We start from the raw sequence: 15,796 nt of genomic DNA on the forward strand, positions 1-15,796 counted from the left end.
CGTTTAAACCTACTGACCAACGAATGGGTTGTATTGTTTTTCATACCCTATATTTGTTTCCGGTCCATGACCAGGATAAACCATTGTATTATCAGGCAATGTATAAAGCTGAGTCTTAATAGATGATATCAGGGTCTCATAAGAACCATTTGGAAAATCTGTACGGCCTACGGAGTCTCTAAATAGAGTGTCCCCTACAAACACAAGACCTTCCATGTAATAACACACACCTCCTGGCGTATGACCTGGTGTTTCAAGCACCTCAAGATCGATATCACCACATGTAATGTGATCACCTTGTTTAACCTCAATAATTTCCGCTTTTACCTTAATTGGCGTTGGATTGCTATAAGCACTAAGATTAAGTTCAGGATCAGATAAATACGGTACATCGCCCTTATGAATATATACAGGCACATGATAGATGTTTACAATCTCTTGAATGCCACCAATATGATCTCCATGACCATGTGTCAGTACAATCGCCTTCGGCTTTAAGTCATGTTTTTTTAGCGCATCTAGTACTTCAGCTGTTGCAGGATCGATAATGAAAGCTTCACCTATCGCTTTATCACCGATAACATAGCAATTTGTTCCTAGTGGACCTAAAGGCATGCGCATAAGCACTAATTGTTGTTCGCTCATTAAGCCCCTCCTTTACTACGTTGAACAGTATACACTTCACGAATACGACGCAATTTAGTCATTACGAAATCTAGTTGCGAAATATCCCGAATATCAACCACCAAATTGATGCTTACATTTTTTGTATCTTCTTGAACCTTAGCATTGATGTTAGTAATGGTGATTTTCAATTCTGAAAGCACCGCCATAACCTCCATGAGAATGCCAGCTCGATCATAAGCTTGAATATCAATGCCTACGTGGAAAGATTCGCCAGAAGAACCGTCCCAAGAGACTTCTATCATCCGCTCTAAATCTTCAGGTGAATGGCCCATGCTAGGGCAATCACAACGGTGAATAGAAACGCCACGACCACGGGTTATGTAACCTATAATATCATCACCAGGTACAGGATTACAGCATTTTGCCATACGCACCATCACACCAGCTTCACCTTTTACGAGAACACCAGTGCCATTTTTAGTTTTCTTTTGTCCTTGAGATTTTAACTTCTCAATAATTTGCTCTGTACTGCGCTTAGATTCCTCTACCTCTTTAGACTTTTTATAAAGTTCAATTAAACGCAAGAGAACAGTGCTTACAGGAATACCGCCATAGCCACAGGCTGCAAACATTTCCTCTTCTGTACCGGCTTTAAGTTGTTTCGTTACATGTTGTAAACGGTTGTCTGCACATAATTCTTTCCAATTATGATTCAATCGTTTTGCTTCTTTTTCAAGAGCTTCTAAGCCTTTTTCAATATTTTCAGCTTTATTTTCACGCTTGAACCAATTGCGAATTTTGCTCTTACTTTCAGAAGAACCTACGATATTCAACCAATCAAGGCTAGGACGACCTGTTTTGGATGTGATGATATCAACAATATCACCATTTTGCAAGGTGTAATCCAGCGGTACAATTTTACCGTTTACCTTAGCACCTACACAATGATGACCTACATCGGTATGAACTCGATAGGCAAAATCAAGAGGTACAGAGCCTATTGGCAACTTAACAACGTCACCCTTTGGCGTAAATACAAATACCTCACCAGAGAAAACGTCTAATTTCAAAGCATTAACGAGTTCCGTTGGATTAGTAGTATCTTGCCATTCAAGAACCTGGCGCAGCCATGCAACCTTTTGATCAAATTCTTTATCGCCGTTTTTATTTCCTTCTTTATATCGCCAGTGAGCGGCCACACCATATTCAGATACACGGTGCATTTCCCAAGTACGGATTTGAATCTCTACCGGTTGCCCCATCGTGCCGATAACGGTTGTATGCAAGGATTGATACATATTAGACTTCGGCATGGAAATATAATCTTTGAAGCGATAAGGCAATGGCTTCCACAAGCTATGTGCAATGCCAAGTACTGCATAACAATCAGGGATGCTATCAACGATCACACGAACGGCAAGCAAATCATAAATTTGGGATAAATCACGATTATCCTTTTTCATCTTCTTATAAATACTGTAGAAGTGTTTTGGACGACCTTTGATATCCGCCTTGATATGGGCTTCACTTAAGGCCTTTGTAAGTTGCCTCATCGTATCATTAACGATGTCTTCCCGGACTTGGCGTTTTTGTTTCATTTGATCGACTAGATCATAGTATTTTTCCGGCTCTAAATAACGGAAGGATAAATCTTCCAACTCCCATTTCACATTGAAGATACCAAGACGATGTGCCAAAGGTGCAAAGATTTCTAGGGTTTCCTTAGCAATACGTTTTTGTTTGTCACTACGCATATGCTTTAAGGTGCGCATATTATGTAAGCGATCACCCAATTTAATAACTACGACACGTACGTCCTTCGCCATAGCTAAAATCATCTTTCGATAGTTTTCCATTTGGCGATCTTCTTTTGTTTCATACTGGAATTGGTTTAATTTTGTTACCCCATCAACGAGGAATGCTACTTCAGAGCCAAACATCTCCTCTAGGTCTTCCTTCGAGTAAGATGTATCTTCAACCACATCATGCATAAGAGCTGCCATGAGTGTAATATGGTCGATTTGTAAATGTGCCAAAATATCAGCTACAGCTAAAGGATGCATAATATACGGTTCACCGGAAGCTCTAAACTGACCTTCGTGAGCCTTATCAGCAAGCTCAAAAGCTTTCAATACTTGGTCACACTCATCATCTGTTAAATACGTATGGATATACTCCATAAACTCAGCTAAGGCTTTACTTTTATCAAATGTACTTTGTTCTACCAAAGCTTTGCCTTCTTCATTTACAGTTGTCATGATGTCACCTCCTATACACTATAAGTAAGGAATGTTACGGATGTGACAAGATCTAATTTTCCTTCAATGGCGTTCCATCTAAGCATTAATTGACCATCATCACTTGTATATTCTTCAACAATGCCCAATTCTTTAAATACATCAATAGATGTTAGAGCACTGCGATTATTCTGATCTGCCGGCTTACGGCGCAATATATCTTGTTCTACATTATAAACCGATTGACTACGACCTCGCATGGACTGTTTTATTATGACATACATTTGTCTAAGTCCTTCTGTAGAAAGTTTAATCGGCTCTTCAGTCAATGGTTCAATAGCTTGAATCATGAGCTGCGGAGAAACCATGCCTTGCCATTCATTCTTTTGCAAAGAAAATGCCACTTTTACCACAGTTCCCACGAAGATAAATTTAAATAAGTCTGGACGATTCCAAGCTATAGCATCTAATGTACCATTCGAAGTTTCAAATATTATCTTACAATGATTTTTTAATTGGCCCATGAGCATAATATCTTGTACGGTAGCTTCCATAATAGCAAAGACTGGCGTGCTATTGGCCATCCCATAAGGTTCAAGGTCTGATACGCGGTCAATGATATCGACATCGATATCATCAACAGGTAGTTCCGCATCAATAGCAACCACAGGAATATATTCCTCTTCTGTAATAACTGCTTTGCAATACTTGGTTAACCGTTCTCGTAGCTCATCAATACGATTTGCATCGATGCTAAAGCCTGCTGCCGCAGCATGCCCGCCAAACTGTAGCAAGATATCCTCACAAGATTTTAATGCATCATATATGTTAAAGCCATCTATACTACGGCATGAGCCTTTACCAATGCCATCATGAATACTGATGACTAAGGTTGGTTTGTAAAACTCCTCTACTAGACGAGAAGCAACAATACCAATGACTCCTGGATGCCACTCTTCGCCGGCCACAATAGTTACATAATCAGCTTTATGTCCTTGATTAGCTACATCAACACGAGCCAACTCATGAATATTTCGTTCTAACTCTTGTCGTTCACGGTTCGTTTCGTTTAGTTCCTCCGCAATAGCCTCTACTATATTCTCGTCATCGGTCACAAGTAATTCAACTGCACGCGTTGCATGCGTTACGCGACCCGCTGCATTAAGACGAGGTGCTAAGGTAAAACCAATATGTCCAGATGTAATAGTTCGTTCATGAAGCCCAGCTACATCAATAAGCTTTTTAATCCCCAAGTTAGGTTCCCTATTCATCTTCTCAAGGCCTGATTTTACAATGATACGGTTCTCACCGACCAAAGGCACTACATCTGCCACAGTGCCAAGTGCAACGATATCTAAATCATCTAAGTACCATTCTCCGTGCTTTGTAAGCCACAAGGCTTGGCATAACTTAAAAGCAACACCTACTCCAGATAAGTTTTTATCCTTATATGGACAGTCCTTTTGTTTATGATTTATAACGGCCTTGGCTCGTGGAATCATATCAGGCGCCGTATGATGATCCGTAATAATCATATCGATACGGTCTCGTACAGCCTCTACAATATCGTAAGAGCTAATGCCGCAGTCTACAGTAATGACTAAAGCTGTTCCCCGTTCAATAAGGTGCTCTAAAGCCTCTAAATTGAGGCCATACCCTTCACTTTGACGTTCTGGTATGTAATAGGTAACATCGGCACCTAATTTCTTTAAAAATCGATAAAGTACTGATGTTGCAGTAATACCATCTACATCATAATCACCATAAATGACGATTGGTTTGTGACATTCAATTGTTTCCAGAACTAGTGAAACAGCCACATCCATATCTTTTAATGTAAATGGATCTAACAAATCTGTCAAAGTACCTTGTAAAAACTGACGACCTTCGTCTACATCAATGTGACGATTCACCATTAATTTAGCCACAATAGGGTTTACACCAAGTTCACGGATTAAGATATTCTCTTTCTCTTGATCACCTTTACAAAGGCGCCAACGTTTTTTCTTAATCATCATATCCCTCAGTAGTTTATAATCAATATTATTCTTGAATTCAACGTATTATCATTATCATTTTTATTTATTATACCTTAAAATGCAAATAAAATAAACTATTTTATATATTTTATTCTCATTTAAAGCTTGCTATTTTCTCAACAAGAAAGAGCCTCCTATTATCAATAGGAGGCTCCATATCAGTGAATTCCTTAGAACCGGAAGTCCCGTTCGCCGTCTTTCATCTGTGCAATATAAGCTTTAGCTTTATCTTTAACTAAATCATTTTTGATATTTTCTAACTGTTGTTCAATAACCTTAGAACCATGAGCCTTAGTTTCATCATTGCCGTAATCCATGATATATTCGTTCAATGTCATCAACGCATTAGGTTGGCAACAGTTGTGAATTTGACCGGATTTTGCAAGAGCCATGAATCGATCCCCAGTTCTACCTGCACGATAACAAGCAGTACAGAAGCTTGGAACATACCCAAGGTCTAGCAACCAGTTAACGATTTCATCTAATGTACGCGTATCACTACGATCGAATTGTGCCGTATTATCTTCTGGCTTTTCTTCTTCTTTGTAACCACCTACACTAGTACGAGATCCACCACTAATTTGGGAGATACCTAATGCCAAGCCACGTTCACGCATGGATTGACTTTCACGAGTGGACATAATCATACCTGTATACGGTGTGGAGACGCGGATAAGAGCAACAATTTTTTCAAATACATCATCAGGTACAGCATTACTGAAATCATCTACATCGATATCATCCGCTGGACAAATACGAGGTACAGAAATAGTATGTGGACCTACCCCATACACAGCCTCTAAATGTTCTGCGTGCATCAACAAACCAACGAAATCGTATTTATAATGTTCCAAACCATAAAGAACTCCGATGCCTACATCATCAATACCACCTTGCATAGCGCGGTCCATCGCCTCTGTATGGTAGGCGTAGTCGCTCTTAGGGCCTGTAGGATGTAAAGCTTCATAGTTTTCTTTATTATATGTTTCTTGGAATAATGTATACGTGCCAATACCAGCTTCATGTAATTTTTTGTAGTCCTCAACGGAACAAGCTGCAATATTTACGTTTACACGGCGGATTTCACCATTTTTATTTTTGATACTGTAAATCGTCTTGATGGATTCCAAAATATATTCCAGTGGATTATTAAGAGGATCTTCACCAGACTCAATTACAATACGCTTATGGCCCATCGCTTCTAACGCAATAACCTCTTCTCTGATTTGGTCTTGCGTTAATTTTTTACGTTTAATATCGCGGTTTTTGGAGTGGTACGGACAATACACACATCCATTGATACAATAGTTAGACAAGTATAACGGTGCAAATAGAACAATACGGTCGCCGTAGATAGCCTTCTTGATTTCCTTTGCTAAAGCAAAAAGCTTTTCCTTATATTCAGGTAACGGACATTCTAAGAGAACTGCTGCTTCTCGGTGGTTTAATCCCTTAAATGTAGCAGCTTTCGCTAAAATAGCATCTAACAACTCCCTATTTTCCTTGTTTTCCTCTGCATAGGCAAGTGTGTCAAGGATTTCCTGATGGGAAATAAATTCCTCCGCCTTTGGAGATTTTACATCATACATAGTACTTACCTCAAATCTTTCTAGTGGCAATGCCACCCCTCTTTAGGTTTATGAAAGTATATGACAACCAGTCTTCTGGTATTTCACTGATACTGTACATAGTATACCACTATTCCTACTAAAAAGCACAGGAATTTGATACATGCAAAAAGGTTGCCACCTCATAAGAGGAAGCAACCTTTATATCATGGGAGTTTCTAATCTATATCGATTATCTATATCGAACATGACTAAAATGTATGTATGTATTTTTACACGAGATAAACCCTTACATAATAGTACTAACTATATATTACAAATGTATTTAGTCCTATTTTCCCCATGTATCATACAGCTCTTTCATAGCACGTTCTTTCGCAATAATACCATGGGCCATCCACAAAGTACTATCCACTTGCAATACATGATCGGCTTTTACAGCAGGCAAATTTTTCCACAACTCATCTTTTTTAAGATTTGCCAATCGTTGGTCTGCTACACCTTGATTATTAGCACTAGAAGCACCGTAACCAGCAGAAACGATTAAATAGCCTGCATCAAGATCGGGTAATCGCTCTAAAGAAATCGCATTGTTCGTAGGGTTAAGTTCTGTTTCTAATACCATATCAGGCGGTTTAATATTAAGTAATTCAGCCATAAAGACATTCAAATCGCTTTTCATATACGGATACAATCGTATTTCTTTATTTAAAATTCTTAGAAAAGCTACGGTTTCCCCTTGCATATGTTCAGCTAAAGCTATCCGTGTTTTCTTAGCCTGTGAATAATATTCTTTCAAACGAGCTTCCCCTTTTTCAGGGACCCCAAGTGCTTTAGCAATAGTTAGTAGTGCAACTTCTTCCTTATTTACGTTGACAGAAATGGTTGGAGCAATTTTAGAAAGTGCATTATATGCCGCTTTGCCATAAGAGTCACGCATAATAATCAAATCCGGTTTTAAAGCCTGAATCTGCTCATAGTTGATAGTCTTTGTTTCATCATTAATACTAAAATTTTGAACATTACGATTACTTAATTCATTATAAAGATAGCTTTTTTCATTAAAATTTGCCCCTATAAAAGATTCATCTAATGCAATCATAGGATCTTCTGTCCGAACAACCACGATACGTTTATGTTCTTTGGGCATAACTGTTGTCCCGAGCTTATGAGTGACAATAATCTTATCTCCTTCAACAGTAACAATTTTATCTGCTGCCTTTTGGATAGCCGTTAATCGCTTCTTAAACTCTTTATCAATGTCTTTCGGATCATTTGACCGTTCAAGGGCTGTTTTTACCTTATCATCAAGATTAGCATAGATAGCTTCATGAGTCATACCATTTTCCTGTGGACCACATCCTGCAATTCCCATGAGCATACAAGCCCCCAAAAGACCAGAAATTAACAAACGCTTCATACTACACCTCACGTGCCGTATGGCCATAATTTTTCATAGAATAAGGAATACAGAACGGACGATCTGTCTTAGGGTCATTCATGATTGTAGAATCTACACCAAATACATCCTTCAACATTTCATTATGGAAGATAGTATGAGGCGTACCTTCGTATTGAATTTTTCCATCCTTCATGGCAACTAAATTATCAGCAAAACGAGCGGCTTCATTAAGTTCGTGAATAACCATAACAATCGTTTTGTTATAAGCTTTATTCAAATGCTCTACTAAATGTAATACATCCATTTGGTGAGATACATCAAGGAAGCTAGTAGGCTCGTCAAGGAATAGAATGTCTGTATTTTGAGCGATAGCCATGGCAATCCATGCGCGTTGGCGTTGACCGCCAGACATGTGCGTAATACCACGATCTGCAAATGATAGTAATTCAGTTTCTTTTAAAGCCCACTCTACAATTTCTTTATCTTCCTTTGTAGTACGAGCAAAAAGGCTACCTTGATGCGGTGCACGTCCATACATAACAAGTTCGCGAACAGTGATTTCACCAGGTGCTGTAGGATTTTGAGGTAAAATAGCAACCTTCTTCGCTAATTCACGACTATTGTAATCACCAATAGACTTACCATCTAATAATACATCACCATCCATGGGACGAATAATACGACAAATTGTTTTTAACAATGTAGACTTACCACAACCATTAGCACCAATCAATGCGGTCACTTTACCTTCTGGAATTGTAAGATTCAAGTTTTCTATAATTTTTGTATCACCGTAACCTGTGGTTAAGTTATTAATTTCTAATTTCATTTATATCTCCCCTTTTACGCTTTTGTTTTCGCTAAAATATACAAGAAGTATGGTGCCCCGATTAAGGCTACAATAATGCCTAAGAGGATTTCGTCAGGCGCAATAATGGCTCGGCCAATCCAATCGGCAGTGACCACTAAAATAGCGCCAATTAGACCTGTTAACGGCAAGAAATACGCATGGTCGGCACCAACTAAACGACGTGCAATGTGAGGGGAAATAAGCCCTACAAAACCAATACTACCACCGATAGCTACACAGAACCCAGATAAAAGAACTGCAATAATTAAGTATACGAATCTAGAGCGATTTATATGTACGCCAAGACCAATCGCCGTTTCATCAGCTAAGCTTAATAAATTTAACTCCATATAACGAGCATAGAGAATAAGTGATAATACAATGACAACTGGTACAAGCACCCATACGTGCTCCCAGGTATTACCCGAAATGGTACCGATTGTCCAGGTATTAACTAAATAAAATTTATTAGGGTCCAAACGCGTTACGAGTAAGACTTGCAATGCATGGAACCCTGCGCTCATAGAAATACCTGTTAAGATTAAACGATATGGCGAAATAATATCGCGGCCTCGACAAGATAAAAGATAAATTAAAAGCGCTGCCACAACAGCACCAGCTACGGCAACAGTTGGTAATGTCCAAATCCCCCACGCCGTTGTAGAACCTGCAAAATACACTAAAAGAACTACACCTAAGCCAGCACCAGCATTTACGCCTAACAAGCTTGGGCTAGCCAATTCATTACGAGATATAGTTTGGAAAATCGCACCAGACATAGCAAGGCCCATACCAATAAATACAGCCAAGATGGTACGAACTAAACGAAAATCAAAAACCGTGAGATTTTCTACATCATTACCACCGCCAAAAAGAATGCGAATAAGATCAGATGTAGACATATCGCTAAATCCTGTATGAAGATGTCCATATATAGCACCTAATAATATAAGTGTCATAACGAAAGAGTAGGCAAAAAAGCGTTTTTTCATCTTATTTCCCTCCCTTACGATTTGCTAAATAAATAAAGAATGGAACCCCTACGAGCGCAGTAATGGCACCTAATGGTGTTTCAAATGGAGGATTTATGATACGAGCCACAACGTCTGCAATCATAACAAGAACCGCACCAAAAAGTGCAGAGAATGGAATTACTAGTCGATAATCGATGCCCACCAGTTTACGTGTTATATGTGGAATGACGAGACCTACAAAACCGATAGGACCGGCTAGAGCAACAGCAGAACCGCTAAGAATAAGTACTGTCAAACCAGATAACACACGGACGCGATTTAAATTACTACCTAGACCAATCGCCACCTCTTCACCAAAGCTTAAAAGCGTAACAGATTTTGATACGTACATAGCAATAAGAATACCAACAATAGTCCAAGGTAATACGAGTAATACTTGTTCCATGCGAATACCGCTTATACCGCCGGCAGTCCAGAAGCTTAATTCTTGTGCTACTTGGAAGTACACAACAAGCATATGTGTAACAGCTACAAATACTGCACTAATAGCCGTACCTGCAAGTGCAAGATATACAGGGGTAGCTTTACCACCTACGCGTTTAGCAAGAGCTAAAATAAATAGTGTTGCCAACGCAGCCCCAGCAAAGGAAAATAAAATACTTCCATTTAAGGTTAAATAAGGAAATAAAATCATTCCAACAGCTAGACCAAAACTAGCACCTGCATTAATCCCCAAAATAGAAGGACTTGCCATAGAATTATTGGTAACACCTTGCATCAGTGCACCTGATACGGCAAAGCTAATACCTACAACGATACCTGCTATCATACGTGGCAGGCGCAATGTTTGAACGATCATCTGTCCTATACTATTAGGATCATAGTTGGTAAAGGATAGAGTAATATCATCTATGCTGATATAGCGTATCCCAATGAAGAGTGAACCAAGAGATGTGGCAATTAAAATAGCTAAGGCTAATATACCTAGTAGCGTAGTTTTAGCTGCACGCCCTCCCCTTGTTTCTACATCATAATTGCTCATAAAAACTCCTTACAATACAAAATACTATAGAATTTACTGATATATTATATCAACACTCTTCTATCTTTTTCAATAATAAATCTCAATATCATTTATAGAAATAATGCAATATTAACAACAATATAAGTAAACCTTTATAACTATACAGAATTATATCCATCAATTTGTATACCTATAAGCATACAAAAATATTTCTTACTATATAAAAAATAGTAGTAACCTTAAGGTTACTACTCTAAGTTTTGATTAAATATTCTAATTTGATGTACTATAAAAATATATTTAAGGTACTAAGCTTACCTATTTAATTGATTTCTATTATTAAAAAATGTTCTATACGCTAATTGACAAGTAATAAAGCAAGCAATCGATATGGTAGATAAACTCATAAATGTCACAATCATTTGATATTTTACAGCTTCAAGCGGGGGCATCCCCGCTAAAATAAGACCTGTCATCATCCCTGGTAAAGCCACAATTCCTAAGGTCTTAGCACTATCCACAGTTGGCTGCAATCCAGTCTTTATAACATCTCGCACGATGGCTTTTGACGCTTGCTTAGGTGTACTTCCTAGCGCTAGTTTAATCTCTACCTCTTGTTGACGCAATTCAAAATTTGATAGCATTTGCCGATAACAAAGCCCAATCGCTACCATAGCACCACTAATGACCATACCACCAACAGGAATCACTTGATAAGCAGTAAAATTAAGCACGCCCGTTAAAAGCAAAATCGTTAAAGTAATACTTGCACCTACGGTTATAGCAAACCAAGAAATCCACAGAGCATAAGGAATTCCCTTTCCCCGCTTAGAAGAATTATAGGCCGCATTGATAGCCATAAATCCTAATAAACCAATTATAAATATAGGACTTTCGGTACTAAAAATATAAGCTAAAATAAAACCTATAACAAATAACTGTATGGTAGCCCGCAAAGCACTTATAAAAATATCTTTCTCTAACTTCAACTCCTGCTGATAGGACATAAACATACTGATAATAACTAATGTAGATGCAAGGCATAATGACGTGGCTGAAATAGCATGAAATTGACTCATCGTAATACCTCCTCTTTAGCTAATGATCCATCTACAATTGTAATACGACGATTAGACATGCGTAGGCTTTGTTCCTCACTATGTGTAATTGCTATGATGGTCATTCCATTTTTATGGAGCTCACCGATTACCTGTTCTACAATAGCCGTATTGACAGCGTCTAATGCAGAGGTTACCTCATCTAAAAGCAATACTTTAGGTTCAAAGATAAGACTGCGAATAAGACAAATCCGTTGCATTTCTCCACCAGATAATTCATCATTACGGCGCTCAAGATATTCGATAGGCATATGAAGTAAATCGAAAAGATATTTGATACGAATCATATCAGGTTCCATACCTCGAATATCATAAGGGAACAAAATATTACGACGCACCGTTTTTGCAAACAAGTAAGGTCTTTGAAAGCAATAACCAACCTCTTTACGATAACTTTCTGGATCTATAGTGGCTAAATCACGCCCATTATAAGTAATAATCCCTGAGGTAGGGCTAATTAAATCACTGCATAATTTTAAAAGTGTACTTTTACCACTACCAGAAGGACCTACAATAGTGAGATACTCTCCTTCATGTACAGATAGAGATACATCACGGATAATAGACTTTTCTTTTACAACATAGGATATATTAGATAACTCTAATAGTGCCATAATGCCTCCGATCATATTTCAAGACTCTATGATATATTTAATAATCACTTTAAACTATATTATATTATACCAATACAACTTACACCATAATAAACAAAAATAAGCAACAAAAAATCCCTAGTGGAAACCACTAGGGATTAATAGTCTTATAAAATTAAGCTTCTACAGGGTATACGCTAACTTTACGGTTATAACGACCAGCACGTTCAAATGCTACTTTACCAGGCACAAGTGCAAATAAAGTGTCATCTTTACCGATACCTACGTTAGTACCAGGGTGGAAGTGAGTACCACGTTGACGAACGATGATGTTACCGCTCTTTACGATGGAACCATCATGGCATTTAACACCAAGACGTTTAGATTCACTGTCACGACCGTTACGAGTACTGGACACACCTTTTTTATGTGCGAACAATTGCAAATCAAAAGTAAACATTAAGTTCACCTCCTATATTTCGTGAATTTGGACAAACTCTGGATATTGACGGCTAATTTCCTCTAAACCGAGAAGCATAGTCCCCAGAATATCCTGTCCACTCTGATTAATCGTACCAGAGAGAACTATATCACATTGACCTTCGCTATTCGTATACTCCCCTTCTTGTCGAGCAATTTGGGTGAGTCCTAACATTGCCGTTGCCGACAAGGCGGACACTGCGGCACATACGATATCGAAGCCATGTTCATCATATCCTGCATGACCGGACATATGACAACCAACTACTTGGCCATCACTATTCCGCTGGATTCCAATGGAAACCATAATTAAGCTTGGATAGATTCAATACGAACTTTTGTGAACGGTTGACGATGGCCTTGACGACGACGGTAGTTGGATTTAGCTTTGTATTTGAATACTAAGATTTTTTTACCTTTACCATGCTCAAGAACTGTACCTGTAACTTTTGCACCGTTTACAAGAGGAGCGCCAACTTTAACGTCGCCGTCATTCACTACAGTCAAAACTTCTTCGAATGTAACGGACTCGTCAGCAGCTGCTTCCAATTTTTCGATAGTAATTACATCGCCTTCAGCAACGCGATATTGTTTACCACCAGTTTTAATAATTGCGTACATGAGAACACCTCCTTGTTATCGAACTCGCTGAATTCGGTATCCCGACCCGAACTTCGGTCGGGCGTTTAAACCTGCTTCACGCGGATTGCAAAGTTCAGTAAACCGAACTAATACTGATATAGTATATCCTATTTACACAGTCATGTCAAACAAAAATCAACAGAATCCGCTCAGTTTCTAACACTTTCACATATATATATACCTTAAAATTCTCCAATAATCCCAAGATGTTGTAAAAGTATCTTTGTACCGATGAGGATCAATACACCTCCACCTACTATATCTGCATATTTTCCAACAAATCGGCCCATAAATTTACCTAAGTAAACACCCACTAAAGATATACCAAAGGTAATAACACCAATCATCGTAGATGCTTTCCATACATTAATAGGTAAGAATGCAAAGGTAAGTCCTACAGCCATTGCATCAAGGCTAGTCGCTACGGAGAGCATCATCATTTCCCAGACACCCAAGAATTGCTTATCATCGTCATCTTCATCATCATCATCGCTAAGTCCCTCTCTGATCATAGCGATACCTAAATAACCAAGAAGTCCAAAGATAATCCAGTGGTCCCAATCAGCAATCACATCGATAAATTGACGACCGATGAGCCAACCAATAAGAGGCATAAGAAACTGGAACAAACCAAAAAGAAATGCCAAGGTTACCTTGCGACCATTCTCACCTACAGGCATTGTCAGCCCCTTACCGATAGATACACCAAAGGCATCCATCGCTAGGCCTATACTAATTAATATAATTTCAAATACAGACACGGTACTCCTCTATAAACAAACTACATATTATTCAGTGACAGCCATCAGGGAATACCCTTCACGGCTAATTTGTGGATTTACCACAATAGAAATCTTGCGCCCTATAGACTCACCTAAATCCTCGAGAACAGCCTTTGTTAAATACTGAGCTACCTCCGGATGAACTTCGAGTTCTAAATCTGTTTTAATACGTCCCGATTTAAATAACTCGCGGATACGACGCACAATCTGCATATATACAGTACGCCCTGACAACATATAGCCCGTACCACCACATTGAGGGCATGTATCAAACATCAAGGTTTGCAAACCTTGGCGAGCTCGCTTTCGGGTCATCTCTACGAGGCCAAGCGAACTAATGCCGCATACAACAGTTTTCATTTTATCTAACTTAGCTTGTACCCCCAACAATTTTAACAATTCTTGTTGATGCTCTTTATCTTTCATATCAATAAAATCGACCACAATAATACCGCCAATATCGCGCAAACGCAATTGACGACAGATTTCTTTTGCCGCCTCTTTATTGACTGTGAAAGCTAAATCTTCCAGCTTATTAGACTTGCCAGTATAATGAGCAGAGTTCACATCAAACACGGTAAGAGCTTCAGTATGATCAATACGGATTGAACCACCAGAAGGAAGATTAATATCGCGAGAGATAAGATCTTCCAATTGAGGTTCAATGTGATTTGCTTTAAAAATCGGTGTGCTATCACGATGACGTGTTACTTTAATTTGTTGTGACGTAGGTCCATGCCCTAAGAGGTCCAGCAATCGGGATTCTCCCATATCGGAATCGACGATAATTTCCTCTACATTGCGATGCGCATAGTCCCGTACAAGGCGGAACCAGAAATCCGCGTCACTATATAAATCAGTACCGCTCTTCGCCACCTTAAAGCGCTTCAACACATGTTGCCAGGTCCGCCACAGATACTCCATATCGCGACCGATTTCATCGGCACTGGCCTTAGCTGCTGCAGTACGAATGATAAAACCGCAACCTTCTTGTACATAAGGAGTTGCCAATTCTTGTAGTTTACTGCGCATGGTTTCGTCTGTAATTTTCTTAGAAATATGCATGCCTTCAGAATATGGTAATAGTACCATATAACGACCAGCCAAACTGACGTCTGCAGTCACGCGGGCACCTTTACCGAGCATTTCTTCTTTCACTACTTGAACGAGAATTTGTTGCCCCACAGATAGGCGTGGCAAAATTTTCTGTTCCTTCCCTTGTTGAAGGTTCAAATACGCATTTTGAGAGCCCCCAATATCAACAAAGGCCGCTTGCATACCATTTAATACGTTCTTTACTGTGCCTTTGTACATATGATTTGCCATATGAGACTCATCGGTACGCTCCAAGACAAAGTCCACTAGCTGGCCTTCTTCGTCGATAACAGCCATACGAATTTCTTCACGCATAACATTGACCAAAATTTTATGCATCCTATCCCTCCCTTCTTTGTCATCTA

15 protein-coding genes are annotated in these 15,796 nt (G+C 38.9%); all 15 read right to left on the bottom strand.

Translation table 11 applies throughout. The annotated features are described in order from the left end of the window. Positions 1 to 9: 9 nt before the first annotated feature. Entirely contained in the window at positions 10 to 645 is a 636-nt protein-coding gene (locus ACGHIY_RS06060) for an MBL fold metallo-hydrolase (RefSeq protein ID WP_120055413.1), read from the bottom strand. Beyond that, positions 645 to 2,885, bottom strand: a complete 2,241-nt coding sequence (locus tag ACGHIY_RS06065) for a RelA/SpoT family protein (protein ID WP_390525366.1) — start codon at positions 2,883 to 2,885, stop codon at positions 645 to 647. Before ACGHIY_RS06065 ends, ACGHIY_RS06060 begins: the two co-directional genes overlap by 1 nt. 11 nt (positions 2,886 to 2,896) lie before the next feature. Continuing rightward, a complete protein-coding gene (gene recJ / locus ACGHIY_RS06070) occupies positions 2,897 to 4,879 on the bottom strand; it encodes a single-stranded-DNA-specific exonuclease RecJ (protein WP_390525770.1) in 1,983 nt (660 codons plus the stop codon). A gap of 194 nt (positions 4,880 to 5,073) precedes the next feature. Next, positions 5,074 to 6,492, bottom strand: coding sequence for a [FeFe] hydrogenase H-cluster radical SAM maturase HydG (gene hydG / locus ACGHIY_RS06075; protein ID WP_077708570.1), 1,419 nt, complete (start codon positions 6,490 to 6,492; stop codon positions 5,074 to 5,076). Between the two features lie 310 nt (positions 6,493 to 6,802). Beyond that, positions 6,803 to 7,891, bottom strand: coding sequence for an ABC transporter substrate-binding protein (locus ACGHIY_RS06080; protein ID WP_316708500.1), 1,089 nt, complete (start codon positions 7,889 to 7,891; stop codon positions 6,803 to 6,805). Between the two features lies 1 nt (position 7,892). Next, positions 7,893 to 8,702, bottom strand: coding sequence for an ABC transporter ATP-binding protein (locus ACGHIY_RS06085; protein WP_390525367.1), 810 nt, complete (start codon positions 8,700 to 8,702; stop codon positions 7,893 to 7,895). Positions 8,703 to 8,716: 14 nt separating this feature from the next. After that, on the bottom strand, positions 8,717 to 9,715 hold the full coding sequence (locus tag ACGHIY_RS06090; RefSeq protein ID WP_060919189.1) for an iron ABC transporter permease: 999 nt from the start codon (positions 9,713 to 9,715) through the stop codon (positions 8,717 to 8,719). A 1-nt stretch (position 9,716) separates the two neighbouring features. Further along, positions 9,717 to 10,739: an iron ABC transporter permease gene (locus ACGHIY_RS06095; protein WP_060919190.1), complete on the bottom strand. Its 1,023-nt coding sequence runs from the start codon at positions 10,737 to 10,739 to the stop codon at positions 9,717 to 9,719. Between the two features lie 296 nt (positions 10,740 to 11,035). Next, entirely contained in the window at positions 11,036 to 11,800 is a 765-nt protein-coding gene (locus tag ACGHIY_RS06100) for an ABC transporter permease (RefSeq protein ID WP_060919191.1), read from the bottom strand. Further along, positions 11,797 to 12,453 carry an ATP-binding cassette domain-containing protein gene (locus ACGHIY_RS06105; protein ID WP_060919192.1) on the bottom strand — a complete coding sequence of 219 codons (657 nt, stop codon included), beginning with the start codon at positions 12,451 to 12,453 and terminating at the stop codon, positions 11,797 to 11,799. The genes ACGHIY_RS06100 and ACGHIY_RS06105 overlap by 4 nt, the downstream gene beginning before the upstream one ends. A gap of 154 nt (positions 12,454 to 12,607) precedes the next feature. Then, positions 12,608 to 12,892, bottom strand: a complete 285-nt coding sequence (gene rpmA / locus ACGHIY_RS06110) for a 50S ribosomal protein L27 (protein WP_004696430.1) — start codon at positions 12,890 to 12,892, stop codon at positions 12,608 to 12,610. A 12-nt stretch (positions 12,893 to 12,904) separates the two neighbouring features. Then, positions 12,905 to 13,219, bottom strand: a complete 315-nt coding sequence (locus ACGHIY_RS06115; protein ID WP_008601403.1) for a ribosomal-processing cysteine protease Prp — start codon at positions 13,217 to 13,219, stop codon at positions 12,905 to 12,907. Between the two features lie 2 nt (positions 13,220 to 13,221). After that, positions 13,222 to 13,533 (bottom strand): 50S ribosomal protein L21, encoded by a 312-nt coding sequence (gene rplU / locus ACGHIY_RS06120; protein ID WP_004696434.1) that lies wholly within the window; start codon positions 13,531 to 13,533, stop codon positions 13,222 to 13,224. Between the two features lie 203 nt (positions 13,534 to 13,736). Continuing rightward, positions 13,737 to 14,315 carry a manganese efflux pump MntP family protein gene (locus ACGHIY_RS06125; RefSeq protein ID WP_390525368.1) on the bottom strand — a complete coding sequence of 193 codons (579 nt, stop codon included), beginning with the start codon at positions 14,313 to 14,315 and terminating at the stop codon, positions 13,737 to 13,739. A 27-nt stretch (positions 14,316 to 14,342) separates the two neighbouring features. After that, positions 14,343 to 15,770: an Rne/Rng family ribonuclease gene (locus tag ACGHIY_RS06130; protein ID WP_287541265.1), complete on the bottom strand. Its 1,428-nt coding sequence runs from the start codon at positions 15,768 to 15,770 to the stop codon at positions 14,343 to 14,345. Between the last annotated feature and the right edge of the window lie 26 nt (positions 15,771 to 15,796).

Origin of the sequence: Veillonella parvula, from assembly GCF_042850485.1 — a bacterium.
Classification (GTDB): Bacteria; Bacillota; Negativicutes; order Veillonellales; family Veillonellaceae; genus Veillonella; species Veillonella parvula_Q.